The organism is Sulfurimonas aquatica, assembly GCF_017357825.1.
Taxonomy (GTDB): Bacteria; Campylobacterota; Campylobacteria; order Campylobacterales; family Sulfurimonadaceae; genus Sulfurimonas; species Sulfurimonas aquatica.
This window is the reverse complement of record NZ_CP046072.1, coordinates 2,656,055-2,678,912: the sequence shown is the minus strand read 5'-3', so window position 1 is coordinate 2,678,912 and position 22,858 is coordinate 2,656,055. Positions and strand designations below refer to the sequence as shown.

At 34.2% G+C, this 22,858-nt stretch carries 24 protein-coding genes; 8 read left to right on the top strand and 16 right to left on the bottom strand.

All coding sequences use genetic code 11. The annotated features are described in order from the left end of the window. Positions 1 to 7 precede the first annotated feature (7 nt). From GJV85_RS12840 to aroC, 8 genes are all read left to right on the top strand, one after another. Entirely contained in the window at positions 8 to 643 is a 636-nt protein-coding gene (locus tag GJV85_RS12840; protein ID WP_207561770.1) for a recombinase family protein, read from the top strand. A 16-nt stretch (positions 644 to 659) separates the two neighbouring features. Then, on the top strand, positions 660 to 2,105 hold the full coding sequence (gene ccoG / locus GJV85_RS12835) for a cytochrome c oxidase accessory protein CcoG (protein ID WP_207561769.1): 1,446 nt from the start codon (positions 660 to 662) through the stop codon (positions 2,103 to 2,105). 56 nt (positions 2,106 to 2,161) lie between these two features. Next, the gene (locus GJV85_RS12830; protein WP_207561768.1) at positions 2,162 to 5,719 is read left to right on the top strand and encodes a DUF748 domain-containing protein; all 3,558 of its coding nucleotides are present in this window, start codon (positions 2,162 to 2,164) and stop codon (positions 5,717 to 5,719) included. A gap of 43 nt (positions 5,720 to 5,762) precedes the next feature. Beyond that, complete coding sequence (locus GJV85_RS12825; RefSeq protein WP_207561767.1) at positions 5,763 to 6,773, top strand: YeiH family protein; 1,011 nt, start codon at positions 5,763 to 5,765, stop codon at positions 6,771 to 6,773. A gap of 89 nt (positions 6,774 to 6,862) precedes the next feature. Continuing rightward, positions 6,863 to 7,330, top strand: a complete 468-nt coding sequence (locus GJV85_RS12820; protein ID WP_207561766.1) for a hypothetical protein — start codon at positions 6,863 to 6,865, stop codon at positions 7,328 to 7,330. Positions 7,331 to 7,398: 68 nt separating this feature from the next. Next, positions 7,399 to 8,376 carry a tetratricopeptide repeat protein gene (locus GJV85_RS12815; protein ID WP_242689797.1) on the top strand — a complete coding sequence of 326 codons (978 nt, stop codon included), beginning with the start codon at positions 7,399 to 7,401 and terminating at the stop codon, positions 8,374 to 8,376. 72 nt (positions 8,377 to 8,448) lie between these two features. Then, complete coding sequence (gene rnc, locus GJV85_RS12810; protein ID WP_207561764.1) at positions 8,449 to 9,129, top strand: ribonuclease III; 681 nt, start codon at positions 8,449 to 8,451, stop codon at positions 9,127 to 9,129. Further along, entirely contained in the window at positions 9,129 to 10,202 is a 1,074-nt protein-coding gene (gene aroC / locus GJV85_RS12805) for a chorismate synthase (RefSeq protein WP_207561763.1), read from the top strand. The genes rnc and aroC overlap by 1 nt, the downstream gene beginning before the upstream one ends. Before the next feature lie 54 nt (positions 10,203 to 10,256). Here the strand turns inward: aroC and GJV85_RS12800 are convergent, their stop codons facing one another. The 16 genes from GJV85_RS12800 to GJV85_RS12730 form a co-directional block, all read right to left on the bottom strand. Next, positions 10,257 to 11,273, bottom strand: coding sequence for a DUF302 domain-containing protein (locus GJV85_RS12800; protein WP_207561762.1), 1,017 nt, complete (start codon positions 11,271 to 11,273; stop codon positions 10,257 to 10,259). Positions 11,274 to 11,378: 105 nt separating this feature from the next. Next, on the bottom strand, positions 11,379 to 12,350 hold the full coding sequence (locus GJV85_RS12795; protein WP_207561761.1) for a DUF302 domain-containing protein: 972 nt from the start codon (positions 12,348 to 12,350) through the stop codon (positions 11,379 to 11,381). A 60-nt stretch (positions 12,351 to 12,410) separates the two neighbouring features. Then, on the bottom strand, positions 12,411 to 12,863 hold the full coding sequence (locus GJV85_RS12790) for an MOSC domain-containing protein (protein ID WP_207561760.1): 453 nt from the start codon (positions 12,861 to 12,863) through the stop codon (positions 12,411 to 12,413). Between the two features lie 200 nt (positions 12,864 to 13,063). Further along, positions 13,064 to 13,369, bottom strand: coding sequence for a thiosulfate oxidation carrier complex protein SoxZ (gene soxZ / locus GJV85_RS12785; protein WP_207561759.1), 306 nt, complete (start codon positions 13,367 to 13,369; stop codon positions 13,064 to 13,066). 49 nt (positions 13,370 to 13,418) lie between these two features. Next, positions 13,419 to 13,871, bottom strand: coding sequence for a thiosulfate oxidation carrier protein SoxY (locus GJV85_RS12780; RefSeq protein WP_207561758.1), 453 nt, complete (start codon positions 13,869 to 13,871; stop codon positions 13,419 to 13,421). Between the two features lie 17 nt (positions 13,872 to 13,888). Then, complete coding sequence (locus tag GJV85_RS12775; RefSeq protein WP_207561757.1) at positions 13,889 to 15,061, bottom strand: c-type cytochrome; 1,173 nt, start codon at positions 15,059 to 15,061, stop codon at positions 13,889 to 13,891. Continuing rightward, a complete protein-coding gene (gene soxC, locus GJV85_RS12770) occupies positions 15,039 to 16,361 on the bottom strand; it encodes a sulfite dehydrogenase (RefSeq protein WP_207561756.1) in 1,323 nt (440 codons plus the stop codon). Before soxC ends, GJV85_RS12775 begins: the two co-directional genes overlap by 23 nt. 202 nt (positions 16,362 to 16,563) lie before the next feature. Continuing rightward, positions 16,564 to 16,794 carry a hypothetical protein gene (locus tag GJV85_RS12765; protein ID WP_242689796.1) on the bottom strand — a complete coding sequence of 77 codons (231 nt, stop codon included), beginning with the start codon at positions 16,792 to 16,794 and terminating at the stop codon, positions 16,564 to 16,566. A gap of 38 nt (positions 16,795 to 16,832) precedes the next feature. Further along, positions 16,833 to 16,961, bottom strand: a complete 129-nt coding sequence (locus GJV85_RS13805) for a hypothetical protein (protein ID WP_255550553.1) — start codon at positions 16,959 to 16,961, stop codon at positions 16,833 to 16,835. A 2-nt stretch (positions 16,962 to 16,963) separates the two neighbouring features. After that, positions 16,964 to 17,575 carry a DUF2231 domain-containing protein gene (locus GJV85_RS12760; protein ID WP_207561754.1) on the bottom strand — a complete coding sequence of 204 codons (612 nt, stop codon included), beginning with the start codon at positions 17,573 to 17,575 and terminating at the stop codon, positions 16,964 to 16,966. A gap of 22 nt (positions 17,576 to 17,597) precedes the next feature. After that, positions 17,598 to 18,635, bottom strand: coding sequence for a DUF6781 family protein (locus GJV85_RS12755; protein ID WP_242689795.1), 1,038 nt, complete (start codon positions 18,633 to 18,635; stop codon positions 17,598 to 17,600). Positions 18,636 to 18,646: 11 nt separating this feature from the next. Further along, positions 18,647 to 18,916, bottom strand: a complete 270-nt coding sequence (locus GJV85_RS12750) for an HP0495 family protein (protein ID WP_207561753.1) — start codon at positions 18,914 to 18,916, stop codon at positions 18,647 to 18,649. After that, complete coding sequence (moaC, locus tag GJV85_RS12745) at positions 18,897 to 19,367, bottom strand: cyclic pyranopterin monophosphate synthase MoaC (RefSeq protein WP_207563202.1); 471 nt, start codon at positions 19,365 to 19,367, stop codon at positions 18,897 to 18,899. The genes GJV85_RS12750 and moaC overlap by 20 nt, the downstream gene beginning before the upstream one ends. A gap of 49 nt (positions 19,368 to 19,416) precedes the next feature. Beyond that, entirely contained in the window at positions 19,417 to 19,995 is a 579-nt protein-coding gene (gene mobA, locus GJV85_RS12740; protein ID WP_207561752.1) for a molybdenum cofactor guanylyltransferase MobA, read from the bottom strand. Then, positions 19,996 to 21,357, bottom strand: coding sequence for an OmpA family protein (locus GJV85_RS12735; protein ID WP_207561751.1), 1,362 nt, complete (start codon positions 21,355 to 21,357; stop codon positions 19,996 to 19,998). It lies immediately after the preceding gene. Positions 21,358 to 21,421: 64 nt separating this feature from the next. Further along, positions 21,422 to 22,681 (bottom strand): 3-isopropylmalate dehydratase large subunit, encoded by a 1,260-nt coding sequence (locus GJV85_RS12730; protein WP_207561750.1) that lies wholly within the window; start codon positions 22,679 to 22,681, stop codon positions 21,422 to 21,424. Positions 22,682 to 22,858: the final 177 nt, after the last annotated feature.

Below are 22,858 nucleotides of genomic sequence, written 5' to 3'. Positions count from 1 at the left end.
CGTTAAAATGATAATAACATACATACGTCCAGATAAAAATTTTGACTCTGTTCATGAACAACTCCAACATATAAACTCTTATGCAATTTCTCACGATATGTCTATTGATGAAGAGCTTATAGACCACCTCTCTCAAAACAAACGCTTATCTCAACGCCAAAATGTAACGTCTTTTTTACAACCAAAAGAGAATGCAACGCTTTTAATATATGACACATGGGTTCTGAGTACTAATATGGAAGACTTAGTGCAGATGTTTAGCTGTTTAATGAAAAATAACTTTCAAGTTCACTTCATAAAGCAATCAGTTGTGATGAGTAGAGAGAGTAATCCTATGTTAATTTGTGGATTAATAGATCAGCTTAGACAGACCATACAAGATGATGCTAAAAAAGTTATTGGTAGACCTAAGGGAAGTAAATCAAACTCTAAGTTTGATAAATATGTTAATGAAATACTCTCCTTTATTAAGGAGAAAAAAAGTGTCAGTGAGATGGCACGACTCTTAGGTGTGAGCAGAAGCTCCCTCAAAGACTTTATTGAGTCACGCGAGTTAAAGCAAGTGGCGTTTGGTTCACTACTACCACAACCAGTTGAAGATGCTGAGAATCAAGTAATTAATACGATTACTTGTCCAGACTAACATTAGGAGAAGTAAAATGAGTACAAAAACAACGGATTTTAAAATACCAATGCCATGGAGATATAAACGCTATGTAGTGTTTATGTTTGCAACACTGTTTACATTGGCTTTGCCATGGATTCAAATAGATGGGAATCACTTCTTTCTTTTAAGTTTTGATAAACTTAAACTACACCTTGCGTTTATTCAGTTTGATATGCAAGAGTTGTATCTTATGCCATTTATCTTGATGCTAGTTTTTCTAGGTGTTTTTGGTATGACTGTGTTGGGCGGTCGCGTGTTTTGTGGTTGGGTTTGTCCTCAGACAGTATTTCGTGCTTCTTATCGTGATCTGATAGAGACAAAAATTCTTGGTCTACGTAAACGTATAAAAAACAAACAGATTGAGCCTGATATGACTAAAATGGAGAACAAGATTAAAAAGGCCATAGCACTTGTTATGGCTATTGTTCTTGCTCATTTAGCCGCAGCAGACTTTTTATGGTTTTTTGTTCCACCGGAAGATTTTATACCTTATGCGATGGATTATAGTAACCACTGGGCACTTATTGGTATTTGGGTCGGTGTTGCTCTCTTTTTAGTCTATGATATCGTTTTTTTACAAGAGGATTTTTGTGCTTATGTTTGTCCATACTCTCGTATACAGTCTGTTTTATATGACGACCATACTGTAATGGCACTCTACAATACAAATAGAGGTGGAGATATCTACGATGAAGAGCATAATAAAAACTTTACAAAACAAAAAGATTTACAAGCTTTTGAGCCAGCGGCTGAGTGTACTACGTGTGAGTCATGTGTTACTGTTTGTCCAACTCATATAGATATCCGTAAAGGTCTTCAGCTAGAGTGTATCAACTGTTTGGAGTGTGTAGATGCTTGTACAACCGTTATGGGTAAACTTGGTAAGCCATCGCTTGTAACATGGTCTAGTGAGTATGAGATAATAGATCAAAAAGGTAAAACACAGTATTTCCGTCCTAAGATTATTGCTTATATCGTTCTTCTTGTCGGGATTACGGTTGCACTGGGATTTATGGGAAGTACAAAAGAGCATATGCTTTTAAATATCAATAAAGAGAATAGACTCTTTTCAGATAAACGTCTTCCTGATGGAAGAGTAAGAGTAGATAACTCATACATTTTCTTACTTCAAAACACTGAAAACGAGAAGATGAAGTTTTTCTTCGACATCATTCCTCCAAAAGGTATGGAAGGAAAGATAACTATAGCTAAGCCAACTAAAGCATTTACTGTTGTACCTGGAAGTAAAAAGAAGAAAATAGTTACACTTAGAACAACGGAAGTACTGGTTGATGATGATAGAAAAAACACTATTATCCCTATTACTATTCATGCTTATGCATTAGATAAAGATGGGAAAAAGAGCGAGAGAATCTCTGTATTTAGAGATTCAACATTTGTTTTTCCTAAAAAAAGCATTCTACTAGAGTCAAAATAAAGCCTCTTTAACACCAAATGAGATAAACTCACACTATATATTGTGTGGAGTTTATCATGTACAAAAAAATAATTCTATATACTCTTCTTTTTTATACCCTCTTTGGCTTTGTAGCCTTGCCATATATCTTAAAATCACAAATAATTAGCAATACAAATAAAGCACTAAACGCCAAGATAGAGATAGATAGTGTTTACTTTAATCCTTTTATTTTTAAACTTGAACTTAGTGGTGTGGCGTTAAAAGATTTAGAGAACAATTCCCTAGTTACGTTTGATTCGCTTCTTTTAAACGTTGAGGTTTACTCACTATTAAGAGCGGCTATCCATTTAAAAAACTTAACGTTAACTTCTCCTCAAATCTCCTTAGTACATGAGAGGGATAACTCAATTAATCTTTTGAAAATTTTAAAAGAGAAAAAAAGCCAAGATGAGACTGTTCCTCAAGAGTCTCAACTGCCAAGAGTTATTATTGACGCTATGGAGATAGTAGAGGGTAGTGTTAAATATGTGGACTATACCAAAAAAGAGCCTTTTGAGTTCTCTTTTGATGATATAGGTTTTAGGCTTAAGGATGTGGATACAGATGATGTAAATACGAGTGAAGCAAAACTCCGTTTTTATTCACACCTAGGCGATGGTGGTTTTATAGACTTTAAAAGTCGGGTAGTTGGATTTGAACCATTTGTAGTTGAGGGAAGCTTAGACTTTGAGGCAAGTAAACTTTATACACAGTGGAAATATTTTAAAGATATTCTCAATCTTGAAGTGGCAGATGGAAAAATCTCCTTTAGTTCAAATTATCACTTTGATTTGGATGAGATAAATGCTACAAAAATAGATGCGATTAATATTTCTCTTGAGAAGTTAAGAATAAAGCCTAAAAATAAAGATCAAGATATTTTAAATCTAAAATCATTCTATCTTAGGGATGCAACGCTGTTGCCATTTCAAAAGAGTTTGCATATTAAAAACATGGGTATTGCAGAGTTAGATATAAAGAGTAAACGCAATAAAAATAAAAGCATAGACTGGCTAGGGTACATACAAGTAGAGGGTGGCGACAATAATTCAACAGATAAAAATGGCACAAAGAAAGAGCAAACTAACTGGAGTGTTAGGGTTGAGGATGTTGCACTAGAAAAGATAAGAGTAAGTTTTGATGACAGAGCAATATCACCCAATGTTAAAAGTGAGATAAACGAATTAAATATTTTTGCTCAAGATATTACTCTGCTGGGAGAAAAACCATTTAGTTATCAGATGAATATATTACTCAATGATAGAATGAGATGTAGTGTGGATGGAGATATTAGACATAAGCAGATAGATATAGATACAAACATAAGCTGCAAAGAGTTCGATGTTATTCATTATAGACCTTATATTGATGAGCTTGCTAAAGAGTCTCTTGCCTTATATGATTTAAAATTACAAAAGAGTCTGTTTGGAGTGGATGCTAAAGTAAATATTATTGATATAGAGAATGAAATATTTGCAAAAGTAAAAGATACAAATATTACACTTGAAGCATTTGAGGCAAGTAAACGCAGTGGCGCTAAAAAACTTGTTAGCTTTAAAGAGTTGAAAATCTCTGGGATAAATTTAGATATGCAGAGTAGAAAAATCTTAATAGACGCTACGGAGTTAAAAAATCTTGAAGTAGATGTGAAGAAATTTAAAAATGGCAGATTAAATTTAGAAAACCTACTTGTGGCTAAAAAAGAAAAAGTGAAAAAGATAAAAGCTGCAAAGACTAAGCAAGAGCTTCCTTATGAGGTAAATTTAAAGAAGTTTACACTTAGTCAAGCAAAGGTAGATTTCAGAGACTACTCTTTAGAAAAAGAAGCACAAAACACTCTAGATAAGATTAACTTGAATGCTTATAACATAGATATCAAAGAGAAGAGTTGGCTGGAGTATGACCTTTTAGCGAGAGTGAACAAAAAGGGTTATATAAACGCAGATGGAAAACTAAGACACACTCCGTTAAAACAAAGAGGGAAGTTTCAAATTAAAAATCTACCTCTTAAAAGCATAACACCGTATCTTCAAGAGAGCACATACCTTGAAATTGAGAGTGGAAAACTTTCTCTAAAAGGAACTACACAGTATGCTAAATCATCTTCTAGTGCAGATTTAAGAGTTAAAAGCTCACTAAATTTAAGCTCGCTATTTGTAAATGACACTAAAAAAGATGCACTACTCCTCTCTTTAAATGATGTAGATGTAAAGTCATTTACTTTTGAAATGTTTCCAAATCGTCTCTATGTGGATGAAATAGATGTGGACTCTTTCTATCTGAATGCTAAGATAGATAAGAATAAGGTAATAAACTTTTCCGAGTTGTCAAAAACAACAAAAATAGAGAAAGAAGATAAGCCCGAAGTAAGGAATGAATCAAATAGTTCAAAAGAGAGCTCTTTTCCTATCAAGATAGCAAAAGTAAATGTATCACTTGGAAGTGCTGAGTTTGCAGACTACTCCATACCTATTAAATTCCATACACATATTCATGATTTAAATGGCGTTATCTACTCTATATCAAACACTCCAGGGGAGACAAGCTATGTGGATATAAGCGGGGAAGTAGACAGGTATGGTTCAACAAAGTTAGAGGGTAGTCTTGATGCTTCAGACCCCAAGGCATACACAGATATTAACTTTAACTTTAAAAACTTAGATCTTAACTCTCTTAGCGGATACAGTGCATCTTTTGCAGGACATGAGATAGATTCCGGAAAACTATACCTTGACCTTGGCTATAAAATGCTCAACTCTGATTTAGAGGGGAGTAATAAGATAATAATCAAAAATATAGAGCTAGGTGATGAGGTCGAAGATGAAAATATAACTGTACTTCCGTTAGGTTTTGTAATTGCTTTACTAGAGGATAATGATGGAGTTATCGATATAGATATGCCAGTAGAAGGAAATGTAGATGAGCCTGACTTTAAGTATGGAGAACTAGTTTTTAAAACTGTTGTAGGAGTCATTACAAAAGCCGTTACAGCACCTTTTAAATTTTTAGGTGCACTTATGGGAATAGATGCTGACTCTCTTGAGTTCTTGGAATTTGAAGCATCAAAAAGTATGATAGAAGCGACAGAACGTGAAAAACTCGATCAGATATATACAATGATGATGAAACGACCAAAAATATCTCTAAAGGTAACTCCTGCATATGATGCAAGTTCAGATTTGAGAGCTCTCAGAGAAGAGAAGTTAAGTAAGCTGGTTATGCAAAAAAGTGATATAAAAAATATAAATGAAAATGTGAGTGCTCAGAGTATAGAAATTCTAGAAGATATATATGAAGAGTCTAAAGATGATGATAAGCTTGATGAACTCAAAGAGAGCTTAAGAGATAAGTATGAAGATGATGAGATTAAACGCGAGTATCATACTCGACTCCTTAAACTATGCAGGGAAATCCAACCTGTAACGATAGAGGAGATGAGTGCTTTAGCAGAGTCTAGAGCTGAGGCAATAGTGAGCTATCTAACACAGGAGAAGTCGATTTCTGTTGCTCGTATTAGTAAGTCTAAAGTTGTAACAGTGGATGATTCAGAAGAAAATATTGTAAAAGTAAAGATGGAGATAGAAGTAAAATAGCTTTTTGGTATAATTCGATACTTATAAAATACAAAGGACTTAGATGTTCAACATATCTAAATATAAAACATATACAAAAGGTCTGCTAGCTAGTATTGCAGTGGCTATTGTAGCTAGTATCATCACTCACTTTATCTCTTTTAGTACAGCAACCGTAGCAATCATACTTGGAATGATAGTAGGAAATTATTTTTATAGTACTTTTCATTCAGATGAGTCTGAGTATAAAAGTGGTGTGAAGTGGGCAGAAAAAGATCTTTTAATGTTTGCTATTGCTCTTATGGGAATAAATCTTAACTTTACAATGCTTGCAAACCTAGGTTTTAAAACTATTTTGATTATTGTTTTAGGGATGGCGTTTACAATTTTTATGGGTCTACTTCTTGGAAAACTTTTTAAACTAAATCCTAAACTTTCACTTATGATAGGAATAGGAAATGGTGTATGTGGAAGTTCTGCTATCGCGGCTACGTCTGGAATTGCAAAAGTTAAAAGTGCTGATGTTGGCGTGAGTATAGCACTTGTAAACCTTATGGGAACTATAGGTATATTTTTAGCACCTGCTTTAGCACATCTTATTGGTTTTAGTAATATTCAAGCGGGTGTTTTTACAGGAAATACCCTTCAGGCGGTTGGACAAGCCGTTGCAGCAGGATTTAGCATCTCTGCTGAATCTGGTCACTATGCGACTGTTGTGAAAATGGGAAGAGTTTTATTACTTGTTCCACTAGTGCTTATCTTAATATATATTGCAAAAAGGGAGAGTTTAAAGAACGCTGATGAAGTAACGGGAACAGCAAAGGTAGGAGTACCGTCTTTTATACTTTGGTTTGTAGGTTTTTCTGTTGTAGCTTCACTTGGATGGTTACCAAAAGAACTTGAAGCAGTTATTGGCTCTGTTAGTCACTATATTACTCTTATAGCGATGAGTGCAATAGGTTTAATGATTCACTTTGGAACAATTGTTAAAACTGCTGGAACGGCGTTTAAAGTCTCATCACTTTTATTTGCTCTACAGTTGATATTTAGTGCCTTACTTATTAGTCTATTGTAAGGATATACTTTTACAAAAACCTCTTTAAGGGCACTATGACATAAAAGATTATATAATTTATTAAAATACTGCCAAAGGAGTTAAACGCCATGTCTCATCTACCTAGCACACTTAACTCCTTTTGGCTTTGGAGAGAAGTCTCTTCAAAACTTGGCGTATCAAATCCAGCATACAAGTACTGGAAAAATACACCAAGTCTAAAACTCAATAATAAGTATATTTTTATTAAAAAAGAGACGCTACCGCCTAAGCACGAACATGTAGAAAAGATATTAACAGACCTCTCCGGATATCTTCCTATAAAATACGCATCAGACCAACTTCATGTAAATGAGCATATATTCTCTTATGATAAAATGAGACTTTATAGAGAGTTTGAGTATAAGTTTGTAGAAGACGTTAAGTTTGTCAATATTAGAAAGTTCTTTAAAGAGAATGGCATTAAGGTCTCTAAAAATTCTATCATTCAACTTGGCAAAGCAAAAGATTTAGAAATTACACTTGATTCGACTTACTATAGATTAAAAGATGACTATGGAGTGGTGGTTTACGACTGATGAATACATTTTTTATAGAGTTCCGCGATCCCCTTTTCTCAATTATAATATTTTTTACAATTATTTTTATGATTACATTTTTTTCTTATTGGTGGGGGCGATATAAACGCAAAGAGGACTCAAAATATCTCGATAGATTTCTAAAACAGTTTAACTCACTTCCATCAAAAAATGAACTAGAAGTTCTTATTTCTAGTGGCGAGTTGTCTGAAAAGTCCTGGCTGCTTCTAGCAAACTCTTATTACAAGAGTGGAGATTATGAAAAAAGTATTGAGATCTATCAGGAACTTCTAAAGATAAAGAGTAGCTCAAACACTAAAGAGACAATGTTTCTTTTAGGTAAAACATACTTTAAAGCAGGTTTTTTAGAACGTTCCAAACAAATCTTTTTGGAGATACTAAAAAAGAGCCCACGAACTCCTCAAGCACTACATTATCTTTTGCTAGTATATGAGTATATGAGAGATTATAACTCCGCGTTAGATGTACTCGAGCCATTAGATGAACTTCACGAGGATGTCGCACTCGAGAGTGCATATTTAAAAGTTATGCATATCTTAAGTAGGAGTGACATAAGCATTGATAAAAAAGCGGATAAACTCTTAGCAATACATAATGAAACTCATAAATTAACCTATATGATATTTGAGTACTTGTTTAGAGTAAACCCTAAGCTTGCTTGGCAAAACTTAGATAGCTCAAAAAGCGAACTCCTTAGTGACATTTTCTGGGCTATAGATACCAAAGAGTTGAATTTAGATATAATTTCACAAAATGGTTATTTACGCGATTTATATAGTGCCAGAGGTGATATTGCACTTTCAAAATCGAGTTCTATTTTTGAATTAAATGTTTTGATAAAGCTTCAAAACAAGGGTGGTGCTACACTTATTTTTGAATATGTATGTGATGGATGTAAACAGGTTTATCCCTTCGCATTTAATAGATGTTCATCATGCCACTCTCTAGATACATTAAGAGTAGAATGGCATTTATCTAAGGATTTTTATCAAGATTATACTCAAGAGAACAACTCTTTTCAGTAAGAATTTACTTAAAGCTCTTGAGTATGATGTAGGAAATAAATAGAATAACAGATTTGTTATAAAGAGGGAGTTATGAATAAAAATATAGAGAGTTTAGAAAAAAAACTAGATTATAAGTTTAAAAATCAAAAGCTCATTATCGAAGCGCTGACACATAAAAGTTATAAACAGCCCTACGATAATGAGCGATTAGAATTTCTTGGCGATGCAGTTTTAGACCTTATAGTAGGAGAGTACCTTTTTACTAAGTTTAGAACTTCAAATGAGGGGAAACTTTCTAAGATAAGAGCATCATTGGTAAACGAGACAGGTTTCGATAAGTTAGCACGTCATTTAGACTTAGGAAGTTATATATTGCTTTCTAATGCAGAAGATAATAATGGAGGACGTGAAAAATCATCACTTCTTTCAAATGCTTTTGAAGCTATCATGGGTGCGATTTACCTTGAAGCAGGCCTTGAGGTTGTTAGTAAAATTGCCATTGACTTGATAGAGAAGAATCATGATGAGATATCACTTGATTCTCTATTTCGAGACTTTAAAACAACTCTTCAAGAGTTAACGCAAGCGAGCTTTGGAATTACTCCTGAGTATAGAGTTTTGAGTAGTAGTGGCCCGGACCATAAAAAAGAGTTTGAAGTCGGTGTCTTTATAGAAGGCAAAGAGTATGCTAGGGCATCGGGAAAGAGTAAAAAAATAGCGCAACAAGAGTCAGCAAAAATGACAATAGAGTTACTAAAGAAGGAAAAGTAGTGAATAGTTTTGGAATGAAATTACGTTTTAGCACGTTTGGCGAGTCTCACGGAAAAGCTATAGGCTGTCTTTTGGATGGAGTGCCTGCTGGATTAGAGATAGATGAAGAGTATATTCAGAGTGAACTTGACCGACGTAAACCTGGAAAGAGTGAATTTGAAACTGCACGCAAGGAAGCGGATAAAGTAGAGATATTAAGTGGTGTATTTGAGGGTGTAAGTACAGGTACACCTATAGCAATGCTGATATATAATACAAATCAAAAATCAAAAGATTACACTAACATAAAAGACATTTTTCGCCCGGGGCATGCAGATTTTACCTACTTTAATAAGTATGGCATAAGAGATTATCGTGGTGGTGGTAGAAGCTCTGCTCGTGAGACAGCTGCTCGTGTATCTGCTGGTGCTATTGCTAAACTTATGCTAACTAAGATGGGAATAAGCGTATTAAGTGGTATCAGTGAAGTGGCAGGTATTAAAAGTGAAGTATTTGATTATGATAAGGCAAAAAGCAGTATTATTTATGCGCTTGATTCGGCTAAAGAAGAAGAACAAAAAGAAGCAATTTTAAAAGCCAAAAATAATCACGACTCTGTTGGGGGTGTCTCTCGTGTTCTTATTCAGGGAGTACCCATTGGATTAGGACAACCTCTGTACTATAAACTTGATGGAGTATTAGCTGATGCTATGATGGGCTTAAATGCTGTTAAAGCTGTTGAGATAGGTGATGGAGTACTCAGCTCTAGAGTATTGGGTTCACAAAATAATGATGAGATTCGTTCAAATGGCTTTGAGACAAATCACTCAGGCGGTATTCTTGGTGGAATTAGTAATGGAGATGATATAGTTTTAAATGTCTATTTTAAGCCAACTCCATCTATCTTTAAAGAACAACATACTGTTACAACTACAAATGAAGAGGTAGATTTTTCTCTTAAGGGCCGACATGACCCTTGTGTGGCTGTTAGAGGAACAGTTGTATGTGAGTCAATGGCTGCATTGGTTATTGCTGACATGTTACTACTAAATATGGGTTCAAATATGGAAGGTGTTAGAAAATACTATAGTTAAAGACTCTTTATCAAGGCTAAGTATTCAAATAGCCTCGATTGATAGAATTAAAGGCTACTTAGCCAGAGGATTAGTATTGTCAGTATCGATTCCACCAAGTGAGTGTATTATTGCTGGAATTTCAGTATCTAGTTGAGCTATTTTTGCAAGCTTATCTTTATCTGTAATACCTAATGCAGAAGCCCATGCTGTAAGTGTTGGCATTCCAATAACTATTTTATTCTCACCTGGTTTAATATATGCATACATAGAACATGGTGCAAATATTGCTGCTCTAGGTATAGGATTCTTTCCATCAAATATTGTGTAAGAGAATGGTACATGACAGAGTGACCATACTACATATTGTGCATAATCAGGTAGTACGTCTGCTTCTGTATTTAGACTGTATTTCATATTATAAAAGCCAGCAATGATATACCCTTTAGTCTCAAAAGAGGATTCAAATGTTTCTTGAAATTCATCAAAAAAATCATCAATATCCTCTGGCTCTTCAAAAGGAATTTCAAAGTTCATCATTGTTTTCTCAGCAAATCCTTGAATCAATGTGTAGTCTTTTGTTGCTTTAGGATATTTTGCTTCGATTGTTGCATCTAGGGGCTTAAACATCTCTACAAATTTACTTCTAACATCTTTGTCTGTAATTTGCAAAACATCTAATGCAGCTTCTGGCATTATGTGAGTTATAACGGTTTGATGATTAGACTTTTTTCTATAAATAACAAGATTAAAAGGTGTAAATCCACCTATTCTTGGATCTATATTCATAAGTTCTCTTGCTTTATTATCGTTTACTAAAGATGAAAATGCAAGTTGCTCAAGTGATGTAGCTCCTACTTGCTGTTCATACACGACATTTACATTGTGGTGAGGATCATTTAAGTAAAAACCAATATCCGCCAATGGATCTTTTGTAAATTCAAAAAAATCATCGTCAATATTCCCATTTATAGTGTATTCTACTGCCAGCTTTTTATTGTCACTTGGTGAAAATTGTGTTTGTGCTTGTATATTAGTTAGAATTGCTGTTGTAATAGCAGCTGCGGAAAGTATTTGATTTAGTAGTCTCATTTTTACCCCTGAAGTTATGAATTAAAAAACATATAAACTTCATGTAAGTTCATATGTTTTTTAACTAAATTATAAACCTACCACATTGGCAGGTCTATAAAGATTTTACTCAGTCATCTCATTAATAATTCTTTCAATAAAACCTTGAGCCTCACGAAGTTTTTTAGCACCTTCTTCATCTTCTGTAATTCCGATTGTTGTAATCCAGTTATCTACTGAAAGGAAACCTAAGTACATTTTATTCTCACCTTTTTTCTTATAAAGATAAAATGAACATGGAGCCCAAGCACCTGCTTCAGGATGTTTTTCAGAGACTGGGTAAATTACATCAAATTTACAGATTGAATATGTATGATAAAAGTCATATGCTTCATAACCAGCTTCGTCAAATATTTCTTCATTAAGGTTAGAATAGTTTGGCATCAAGAAACCTAATGGCTCCATTTCTGCTTCAAATTCTGCTTCAAAGTTTTCTATAAAGTCCTCTGGGGATTCACCATCAAGTTCAAGTTCCATTTCAAAGTTAGTCGCTAGCGTCTTATTAGGAAACTTAACTGTATGGTCTAAGTTTTTAAAACTACCATGTGGCATTGCAGTTTTTAAACCTTTATGTATTAAAGCAGCATAAGCAATTAAGTCTGGGTCTGTAAGAGGAATACCAGTTGATCTTGCCATACCGTTAATAGTTAGGGTTGCTACATTCATGCATCCTTCTTTACCTTCCCATATTGACATTGTTAGCGGAGTTAAAGCACCAAAGTTAGGATATTTTTTTATTAACTTATATGTTAAGTCATTATTTACATACATTGCTAAGTTATAAACTTTGTAGTGTAGCTTAGGAAACCTTTGACTAAAAGGCTTATTCATATCGTTGTTTCCTGGCACACTTAGACCAACTGAGTCAAAAGCCTTTTCAATTGTCTTAGTTGTTATTTTTCCATCTGCATTAGGTGTAGAGAATACCTGTACATCTTGGATCTTTTTAGGTTTTGCTGGAGTAGCTTCTGCACTTGAGCAACCAACTATTGATAGTGCTACTAATGCAGCCATTATCAGTGATATTATTTTTTTCATATTTATTCCTTGTGAGTAAATTTTGTTTTAGATTCTAACATCATTTTTCTATAAATTATATTAAGATTTAGTAATTAGGACACTATCACCTATTTTTATTTCTGAATTACCCTTTACATATCTTGCAAAGATACCTCTATCATTTTTTAGTAGTTTTGGTAACTTGGAGTCAACTGAAGATAATCCTTGACAGATTGTACAGTTTTGAGTTATCTTTAGCTCATTTTTACCTATTATGAGAGTATCGCCACTTTTAAGGTGGTAGGGGTTTATATCTATTAAAATGTTTTCACCTAGCGATCCATCTTCTATCTCTATACCGTTCTCTTTAGCTATAGTGTAACTATCGATTGAGGCTATAAGTATAGAGCGCTGAAGGTTTTTATTATAGAACTTGTCATCAATTATACCCTTCTCATCTAAGTGTACTTTTTTTGTAGTCTGTCTACCTTTAGTAGTATCTTTATTTGTTACATAAAGCTGTATAACTTTACCTTGTGAGTGTACTGTCATTTGATTAGATTCTCTCAGTTTTATTATTTTTCATTAACTAAGTATATCAATATTTATATTTTTGGTCAAAGCTATGCTTTATAAAAAATGAAATATATAGATTTTTTTACTGTAGGTATTTGTTTGTTAGGGGAAGGGAAGGGTTAAAAGTGGGAAATGAGACTAGCTCATTTCCTAAAGTAGTTTGATAAAGAGTAAAATTATTTAATTTTACCTTTACCTTTACCTTTATTACCTTTACGGTCTGTCCATTCCATTACAAGTTTGTCGCCTTTAGCGCCAATACCTTGAAATTGAAACTTGAAGATTGGGTTTTTAGATAAAAACTGAGAAGTTGAAGCTTCAAATACAGTTTCATTACCGATTTTAGCAGTCATATATGTAATAAAGTTTGCATCTTCTCTATTACCTGTTTTCTTTTCCATCTGGTTGTAAGTAGTCATGTCATGTTTAGCCATACACTTAACTTTAACAACGCCATTTTTTAATTTTGCTTTTACTTTCATAATATACCTTTAATTAATTATTAATATTTTGTTATTAAATGCTAAGGAATTAACCTTCACATCCACCAAGAGCAACGTCTAGAGTTTTCTTAGCTGCGTATAGCTTTCCATCTTTACCTTCAGCAACGATAGTTATAGTTCCTGATTTTGCCATTTTGATTTTTATAGAGTAATCATTTTTACTATACTTATTTAATGTATAAACACATACAGCAGCTTCAGGATTTGCATCTTGAAACACTGCGATAGTTTTAGCATCGATTGAAGTACCAAAATCAACAGGGATTGCTCCACCATTACTTGCAACATCTGGAGCCGTTAAAGTAACGCCTTGCATAACTAAGTTAGTTGAGCCATACATTGCTTTGATAGCATCATCAACAGTGTGTGCAGACCATACAGTTGGCTTAGTTTTTCTAAAATCTTCCGCTCTTACACTTGCAGGAACAGTAGCTAAAGCTAATGCACCTAGAGTCATACTTAAAAATTGTCTTCTTTCCATAATAATTCCTTCTTTTTTTATTTACCGTTAACTAAATAGTCAACTACAGTTTTAAAGTTTTTGTCTGAAAGGTTTGCTCCACCTTTAGCAGGCATACCACCCTCAGTTCCGTTAATTCCATTAGCATAAACTTTGTCCATACCTTTAGCAGTATAGCCAGCCCACTCAGGTGCACCTGGTGAAAGGAATGCAGAGTGACACATAGCACAAGCATTTGCATACACTTCTTTTGGATCAACTGCAACTTCTTCTTTTACTGGTAAATCTCTTACTGTATTCATATCTGGAATAAAGTCTTTGATACCACCATTTTGGATGTACTTAGTTTTAGCAGTTGGTTTTTGACAATCAGTCATACAGCGCTCTGCCCCTTGGTTAAGATTTTTAGCACCGAAGTTTTCTGCTTTACCAAAGTATGCTTTTACTCCAGGTAAAGTATTTGGACCTTTAATGTTTGGTTCAAATCCATCTTCATTTGGCATTTTAATTTTTAAAAATTTCTCACGATTAAGTACATACTCATCATCTACTTCTTCACCATCTACTATCATTTCATTAATGTTTAGCATGTATGCAGTCAGTGCATAAGTCTCATTAACACTTAATGTGTCAGATTTAGGGTGAGGCATACCATCTCTAATATACCAGAACATTGTACTAGCTTGAGGCCAGTATGAACCAAAAAGACGAACTGGACCATCAGCTTCTGGGTCTTTGTATCTGTTATTTTTTAAAGTCTTTTGTAATTCATATGCATTACCTTTGGAAAGTGCTGGATATCCACCACCACCTGAACCAAAGTCACCGTGACACATTACACATTGTTTCTCGTATAAAGCTTCACCTTCTTCAACAGAACCTTCACCTTCTGGTAAACCTTCTGCTGTTGGGTCTTCATTGTACACATAAGATGCCATAACATCTGTATTCCATTTTTTTAGTTCCGCATGATTAGGAACACGGCCATTATTTTGTTTTTTATACTCATCGCTAACTGATATAACATGGTAAGGACCAGTTTTTCCATTAACTACTGGATAAGTAACACCACCATCTATACTTAGTTCACTAGATGCAGGTGATGAAGAAGGAGCTGTGCCTCCAGACATACAACCAGCGGCAAATAGTGCTACAGTAGCAGCTATTGTGCTTGAAACTACTAATTTACTATATACTTCTAATTTGAACATGATTCACCTTTCCTTCTTTTGTTACTTCCCAAGTCTCAACTGCATTTCTGTGATATACAGCTTCTACACCCATGATACCTATTTCTTCATCGATAGTTGGCTGAATATACCCAGCATCATCTATAGCACGTGAAGCAAGAATAATTTGCTTACCATTCACCTGAAAGTCTTTTGGTATAGTAAACATATATGACCATCTAGTCCAAGATTTTGGTAATACTAAACCTTTGATTTGTGCTTCAACATAGTTTCTACCACCATCAAATGAAAGATCTACTGTTGTAATTGTACCCATACCAGACCATGCAAGTCCTTCAATTTCTACTTGATCGCCCTCTTTGAGGTCAGTCCAAGGAATCTCTGGAGATGGAGAAGTAACTGTTGAGTTAACTTCATTTGCATAGAAGTGTTGGATAGCTTTACCAGTTGGCTTAAGATCTGTATATTTAGAAGTCTCTTCTTTACAGTACCAAGGTTCAACAGCAAATTCTAATCTACGTAACCACTTAACACATAAGTTACCTTCCCAACCTGGAAGAAGTAATCTTACTGGATAACCTTGCTCAGGACGTAGTGCTTCACCATTTTGTCCCCAAACGATCATCGCATCGTCCATTACTTTATCTACAGGCACTGTTCTTCCCATTTTAGAGTTATCAGAACCTTCAGCAAGCATCCATTGTGCTTCTGGCTTAAGGCCTAAGTCTTCAAGGATAGTTTTAATGTAAACACCAGTCCACTCAGCAGATGCCATAAAACCTTTAGCAAATTGTACAGAGTTGAACTGTGGCCCTCTCCACTCTTGTCCACCATTTGCTGGACACTCAATAAAGTGAGTACGTGTAACACTTGGATAGCGCTTAAGCTGAGCAAGAGTTAATACTATTGGCTTTTCCACTAAACCGTGAATCATTAAACGGTATTCATTTGGATCAACATGTGCAGTACCACCATGTGAACGAGAAAAGAAAAGACCATTTGGAGTAATAATTCCTTCTGATTCATGTATAGGTGTTACAGCAATTGATGCTCTAAAGTTACCAGAAGCAAGAAGTTTAGTACTTCTTCTTGTGTTATTATGCTCATACGGCGAAGGAACACCATATAGGTTTGTAGTTACAGGATCTCCCCAAACTTGCCCCCATTTTGTATGATGCATTATGGCAGGATCGCCTTCTCCGGCTGATTCATTTGCTAAAAGTGATGTTCCAGCAAGAGCAGTTGCTGACATTGCAGCTACTTTACTGAAAAAGTCTCTTCTGCCAAGAACATTATCTTGTTGAGATTTTTTATTATCCATATTCTCTCCTTTAATTAGTTAATATAATTAGTTCTATGCCTCTTATACAGATTATAAGCATAGTTTTTACCATACAATTATGCCATTTTATACTTAATTTGAAATTTAGGGTTGTTACCAAATAGGTAATATGTGGAAGCAGTAATATTATCTTAGAATATCAAGGCTACTTAGGTTACAAAATGAAACAGTGTCTAAGAGATTATTTCTTGAGAATAGATAAAATGAGATAGGTACTACTCTCTTTATCTGTGTAAAAAATTATAGTGTAACCCTCATGTTCTATATCTTTTATTGTCTCATCATCAAAATAGATAGATGATTTATATTTTTGTGCTTTTGTTGGTAGATTGATGATGATTGTATCTAGGTAGAGTTTGAACTTCTTTGTTAAACTTTTATTTTCATTATGCATACCCTCTAAGATATACATAAGCTGTTCCTCATAAAGAGGTGTACATAAAATATTCATTATTTACTTTTCTCTTCTAGCCACTTTGTTATCTCTTTCATATTCTCAACAAGGTTTTTAAAGCTACTTTTATCATTTTTATATCTCTCTATATCACGAAGTATTTGTATCTTGAGATTTTCATCCATATTTATTCTTCTTCTTTTTCTTCTTCTTGACTCTCTTCTGCAGAAGATTTATCAGAGTAGAGCTCGTTAACTTCTTGAGAAAGTAGCTTGATATCCTCTATCGTTTCTTCATATATTTCTACTTTTGCTTCAGGATCTTCTTCTTCCTCAGCATTTACTTGTGCTTCATTTAGAGAGTCTTCAATCATATATGCTTTAAAGGGCATTCCATGCTCATACACAATTTCCCCACCATCTTTTCCTTGAAGGAAAGTAGTAGCAGTAATAAGCAATAATAAGATAATCGAGATTGCCTCGATAAAAAACTTTTGCATTTTACATCCAAGAATTTTTAAAATTGCTACAATAGATAATGCAATAGCTAAGTATAGACCTAACTCTTTGTGTTCTATAAGCTCATGTTGTCCTGCCTCACTAAGATAATCATATATCTGTGGTCCTGCTTCACTCCCGGTATACCAAGCTACTATCATGGCAAATGCAGCGACGAGAGTGCTTAAAGAAGATAGTTGAGCACTCATCTTGTCTTTCTTTATAAGATATATAATTCCAAATACTGAGGCAACTACTGGGAGAACCATTGCGAAGTGAACTGTTGCTGGGTGTAACATCATAAATTATCCTTTTTTGTTGAGTTTATTTGTCAATAGCATTTTTTGCTGATTTAATGGCACTTCCTAGAGCGACTTTAGCAACGCCCCAAGCTTGTGTTCCCATTCTTTTAGCTTCTTTTGCTTTTGGTGAGTTAAGAGCGATATCTGCTTTTTTGACTGCAATTTTTGCAAAGCTAGAAAATCTCTCCCTCATTACCTCTGCTGTTTCTTTTGATATATGAACTAGCTCTTCTAAATCATATGACATCTCTTTGTTGAGTTTTGTTAGAATGGTTTTAATTGGTTCATTACATTGAATTGCTTGAGTTGATACAACTTGAGAAAAGAGTGTATCAGTCTGATTTAAATCTTCAATAATAGTGTCGTAATCTTCGATAAGTATATGTTTTGCTTCCATAGGCATAAACGCAAGTCTTTTTTTGAATCTATCAATAGACTTAATAAGGCCACTTCTCATTCCCCTAAGAGTAGATTTTAAAATTTTGTCTGCTCTATTTGGCATTGCATCTGCTACATCAATTGCCGTCATCAAAATAGTAGATAGAATTTTTCTCACTCTTATAGTGTTAAGAGAACCCTCTTTTATCGCTTCAAATGTTATCTCTTTTATAACTTCAGTAGTAGATTCTATAATATCACCATCTGTATCTTTTTCTAAAGCAGTGATAATTGCTGATTCAACCATTTCACTAAGTATATTATATAAATCTATAGATTGAAGTTTGACTTGATGAAGTTTTGAGAGAGCGTATTCACTTGAACTAAATTGTTCTTCAAGAACATTAAAGATTTCATATTTAGAGTTTTGAAGTTCATCATGTTTTTTCTCTAAAGCTCTTTCTATAGCTTCTTTTTTTTCTAAAAGCTCATTTAAATCAGACTCTAATGAGAGTGTTTCAAGGGAGACGATAGTAGTAGTAATCTCTTTTATATCCTGGAATGACATCTCTTTTATATCTAGTTCGCACTCTTGAACTGCACCAACTATTCTTTTATCTGCTGACTCTAGTTTTTTAGCATAAGCTAAATGTATTTTTTCTTCTAAATTTGAAGTGCTCATTATGCAACCTTTTAAATTACCATTTTAATATTTTGATGCTTTCTCAAAGCTTCAAATATAAAGGTTCTGTCATCCTCATTATGGACTAACATATCTAAATTCATACTTACATACTTTCCAGTTTTAGATTTGTTTGAGTGAACTAAACTATGTTCTCTCTCATCTAATACATCCCGAATCGCTTTTTCAAGGGCTTTTTTTTCTGTTGCAATTATTTTATAGCACCAAGTACAAGGATATGTAAGTTCAAGTTTTTTTTGACTATCGTTTAAAATCTCCATTTTTACCTCCTGATTTCTCTTCTAGTTGAACATTTCGTATAATCATACCCTTATCTATGGCTTTTACCATGTCATAAATTGTAAGTAGTCCGATACTTGTTCCTGTTAATGCTTCCATTTCAACACCAGTTTGACCTGTAAGCTTTGCAGTTACTGTAAGCTTAAATCCTGGAAGGGAGCTAAGCTCATCAACATCACAATTAATTCCACTAAGATTTAGTGGGTGACACATAGGAATTAAATCACTAGTTTTTTTAACTCCCATAATTGCGGCAATAACTGCAGTTTGTAATACTGGTCCTTTTTTTGTTTTTTCATTAACAATAGCATCATAAGCATCTTGGCTCATTTCTATAATTCCACTTGCCACTGCTACTCTTGTAGTTTGATTCTTATCGCTTACATCAACCATTTTTGGTCTTTGATTTTCATCTAAATGTGTTAAATTCATCATTAAAGTCTTTTTATTTTTTATTATTATAGCGAAGAGGTGTTAATAATTAGTTTGTAGATAGTTTTAGTGCTTCTTGGTATTCATGCGGATAGTTTAAGTTTAAAAATAGTTTTTCATCTTTAAAGTCAACATAGTTTACTCGAGAGTTTTGTAGTAGAAATCCAAGCTTATGAGTATTGTTTTGCAGCATATCTTGAAATTTTGCATTAAGTGATCGATGATAGATTCCACACAAGGGCTGAACATTTGAATTTACTCTAGCTATTGTTGCATCACAATCTTTGTTATCAGAAGAGATTATTTTTTCAATGATATCTAAATTTATGAAGGGAGAGTCTACACTAATTACAAAGAACCTATCCGTGCTTAATGTTTTAAAGCTACTAAGAAATCCTTGAGTAGGAGCAAACAGAGTTGAGTTTTTATCATCTTCTAAAAAATCTGCTTGAAAGTCAAACTTTTTTTTGTCTTTACATGAGATATATACTGTGGAGAAAATTTTACTTAAATGTGAGAATTGGTACTCTGTTAGAGTACTAAAGCCTCGGAATGGAAGAAGAGATTTATCTTCTTTCATTCTTGAACTTTTGCCACCAGCGAAAATAACGCAGGGGATATTTATCATCTAGTTTCTTGTAAGTTTAGCTTCTATTCTTCTGTTTTGTGCACGACCAGCTTTTGTAGCATTATCTGCAACTGGGCTACTTTCACCCATACCTAAGTGAGTTACTCTAGATGCCTTAACACCCTCTGCAACTATTAAGTCACTTACAACTTTTGCACGTTTTTCTGAAAGAGATTGATTAAACGATGCAGCACCTCTATCATCAGTATAACCAACTATTTTAGCAGTGAAGTTACTTCTCTCTTTTAAGAAGTTTGCAAACTTAGTAATGTTCTCTTTAGACTGTGCATTTACTTTGTATGAAGCATTCTCAAATACAATATGAAGATCTACTTGGGCAATACATCCTGAGCTATCAACTACCGCATTTTTAGGAGAGTTTTTACATTGATCTTTAGAGTTTAAAACACCATCTCTGTCATCATCACCATCAACTTTACAACCTTTAGCATCTACAGTTGTTCCAGCAGGTGTAGCTTTACACATATCTTTAGAGTTTAAAACGCCATCTCTATCGTCATCACCATCAACTTTACAACCTTTAGCATCTACAGTTGTTCCAGCAGGTGTAGCTTTACACATATCTTTAGAATTTAAAACACCATCTCTATCGTCATCACCATCAACTTTACAACCTTTAGCATCTACAGTTGTTCCAGCAGGTGTAGCTTTACACATATCTTTAGAATTTAAAACACCATCTCTATCGTCATCACCATCAACTTTACAACCTTTAGCATCTACAGTTGTTCCAGCAGGTGTAGCTTTACACATATCTTTAGAGTTTAAAACACCATCTCTATCATCATCACCATCAACAACAGGAACAGCTTTTGGTGCGCTATCACCAAATGCAAATGTAAGACCTGCCATAGCTATGAGGTTGCTATCTGCAATACCATTTCTATGTGCAAGTTTAGCCATATATAGTGCCTCTAATTTAAGAGCTATATTATCTGTAAAAGGAACTTTTGCACCTACTCCAGCATCTAAAAAGAAACCAGATTGATTGTCTATATTCTCATCACCAATAGACTCAAAACCCGCTCCTAGTTTTGCAAATGGAATCATTGCACTTGTTTCATCAAATGTATAAACACCGTTGAATGCACCACGAATTACTTTTGTATCACCAGCTACTGCATAATCTGCTTTAGAGTATAAAAGAGAAAACTCAGGAGAGATCTTTGAATCTGGAGAATTAAACTGAACTTCTAATCCACCAACTAGATAACCATCGTCCTTAAATCCAAGGTTACCCTCAGCAATATCATAACCTATCATAGGAGAGATTTCGATTTTCTTTTGTTCCGCCATAGCTAATGTAGTAAGTAGAGCCGGAATAAGTAGTAATTTTTTCATTTTTTTTCCTTTTAGTTTTAATTATAGAAAAATTATATCAGACATTAGTGAGCTATGAGTGATATTATCTTGGATCTGTAATATAACCTGTAATCGCAGATATTGCTGCAACAGCAGAGTTTGCTAAATAAACTTCAGATGAGCGTGAACCCATACGTCCTACAAAATTTCTATTTGTTGTAGAGACTGCTCTTTCGCCATCACCTAAAATACCCATATATCCACCAAGACAAGCACCACAAGTTGGATTGCTCACAACGCCACCTGCATCAATTATTATATCCATATATCCTAGTTTATAAGCTTCTTTAAGTATCTTTTGTGTTCCTGGCGTTACTATTAAGCGGACATCCTCATGAACTTTTTTACCCTCTAGAATTTCGGCTGCTGTTTTAAGATCGCCTAGACGTCCATTTGTACAGCTTCCTATAAATGCTTGATCAATTTTGATTTTATCACTTACTGCTTGTGTAATTGAGTGTCCATTAGACGGTAAAAATGGATAAGCAATAACTGGTTCAAGTTCAGCTACATTTATCTCTAATATTTGAGTGTAGTTAGCATCTTCATCAGAGTAATGTATTCGAGGTTCACGTGCAAGATTTTTATCTGCTAAAAACTCTTTTGTAACATCATCATATGCAACAATTCCACTTTTTGCACCAGCTTCTATGGCCATATTACACATAGAGAACCTGTCGTCCATGTTTAAGTGCTCAATTGTGCTTCCTGTAAACTCTAGAGTTTTATAAAGTGCACCATCAACACCGATTAGACGAATAATTTCGAGGATAATATCTTTTCCAGTTGTATATTTTTCTGGTTTTCCACTTAAAACTACTTTGATTGACTCAGGTACTTTAAACCAGTTCCCACCAGTTATCATTGCAAAAGCTAGGTCAGTTGAACCCATACCAGTTGAAAATGCTCCTAACGCACCATGCGTACATGTATGAGAATCTGCACCGATGATTACATCACCCGGAGAGATAAGACCTTTTTCAGGTAAAAGTGCATGTTCTATTCCCATGTCTTTTTCATCAAAAAAGTTTTTAAGTGTATGCTTTTTTGCAAAATCACGAGATATTCTTGCTTGATTTGCAGATGCAATATCTTTTGCAGGGATAAAGTGATCTAGAACAATAGAAAAACCATCTGGATTTGCTAAGGACTCAGCACCGCTATCTTCAAAAGCTTTAATCGAGATAGGGGTAGTTATATCATTACCAATAACCATATCGATATCGCAGCGGATAATCTCACCAGCGAAAACTTCACGACCTAAATGTTGAGAGAATATTTTTTCAGTTATAGTTTGAGCCATAATAAACCTTTTAAAAGTGTAATAATTTTGCGATTATACCATCTAAGCTTTAAAATTATTCTGTAGTGAGTTTAAAGTTGTTTTAGCAGAGGCTGTTTGTGTACTATTTTTTTATATAAAATATGTATATTTTGCTATGCTCTTTTCTGAGAATTTACGAAACTTTTCGCATCTTGG

Coding starts and splice junctions, on each gene's coding strand:
- GJV85_RS12840 (WP_207561770.1), top strand. CDS start 8: ATGATAATAACATACATACGTCCAGATAAAAATTTTGACTCTGTTCAT.
- ccoG (WP_207561769.1), top strand. CDS start 660: ATGAGTACAAAAACAACGGATTTTAAAATACCAATGCCATGGAGATAT.
- GJV85_RS12830 (WP_207561768.1), top strand. CDS start 2,162: ATGTACAAAAAAATAATTCTATATACTCTTCTTTTTTATACCCTCTTT.
- GJV85_RS12825 (WP_207561767.1), top strand. CDS start 5,763: ATGTTCAACATATCTAAATATAAAACATATACAAAAGGTCTGCTAGCT.
- GJV85_RS12820 (WP_207561766.1), top strand. CDS start 6,863: ATGTCTCATCTACCTAGCACACTTAACTCCTTTTGGCTTTGGAGAGAA.
- GJV85_RS12815 (WP_242689797.1), top strand. CDS start 7,399: ATGATTACATTTTTTTCTTATTGGTGGGGGCGATATAAACGCAAAGAG.
- rnc (WP_207561764.1), top strand. CDS start 8,449: ATGAATAAAAATATAGAGAGTTTAGAAAAAAAACTAGATTATAAGTTT.
- GJV85_RS12800 (WP_207561762.1), bottom strand. CDS start 11,273: ATGAGACTACTAAATCAAATACTTTCCGCAGCTGCTATTACAACAGCA.
- GJV85_RS12795 (WP_207561761.1), bottom strand. CDS start 12,350: ATGAAAAAAATAATATCACTGATAATGGCTGCATTAGTAGCACTATCA.
- GJV85_RS12790 (WP_207561760.1), bottom strand. CDS start 12,863: ATGACAGTACACTCACAAGGTAAAGTTATACAGCTTTATGTAACAAAT.
- soxZ (WP_207561759.1), bottom strand. CDS start 13,369: ATGAAAGTAAAAGCAAAATTAAAAAATGGCGTTGTTAAAGTTAAGTGT.
- GJV85_RS12780 (WP_207561758.1), bottom strand. CDS start 13,871: ATGGAAAGAAGACAATTTTTAAGTATGACTCTAGGTGCATTAGCTTTA.
- GJV85_RS12775 (WP_207561757.1), bottom strand. CDS start 15,061: ATGTTCAAATTAGAAGTATATAGTAAATTAGTAGTTTCAAGCACAATA.
- soxC (WP_207561756.1), bottom strand. CDS start 16,361: ATGGATAATAAAAAATCTCAACAAGATAATGTTCTTGGCAGAAGAGAC.
- GJV85_RS12765 (WP_242689796.1), bottom strand. CDS start 16,794: ATGTATATCTTAGAGGGTATGCATAATGAAAATAAAAGTTTAACAAAG.
- GJV85_RS13805 (WP_255550553.1), bottom strand. CDS start 16,961: ATGGATGAAAATCTCAAGATACAAATACTTCGTGATATAGAGAGATAT.
- GJV85_RS12760 (WP_207561754.1), bottom strand. CDS start 17,575: ATGATGTTACACCCAGCAACAGTTCACTTCGCAATGGTTCTCCCAGTA.
- GJV85_RS12755 (WP_242689795.1), bottom strand. CDS start 18,635: ATGAGCACTTCAAATTTAGAAGAAAAAATACATTTAGCTTATGCTAAA.
- GJV85_RS12750 (WP_207561753.1), bottom strand. CDS start 18,916: ATGGAGATTTTAAACGATAGTCAAAAAAAACTTGAACTTACATATCCT.
- moaC (WP_207563202.1), bottom strand. CDS start 19,367: ATGAATTTAACACATTTAGATGAAAATCAAAGACCAAAAATGGTTGAT.
- mobA (WP_207561752.1), bottom strand. CDS start 19,995: ATGATAAATATCCCCTGCGTTATTTTCGCTGGTGGCAAAAGTTCAAGA.
- GJV85_RS12735 (WP_207561751.1), bottom strand. CDS start 21,357: ATGAAAAAATTACTACTTATTCCGGCTCTACTTACTACATTAGCTATG.
- GJV85_RS12730 (WP_207561750.1), bottom strand. CDS start 22,681: ATGGCTCAAACTATAACTGAAAAAATATTCTCTCAACATTTAGGTCGT.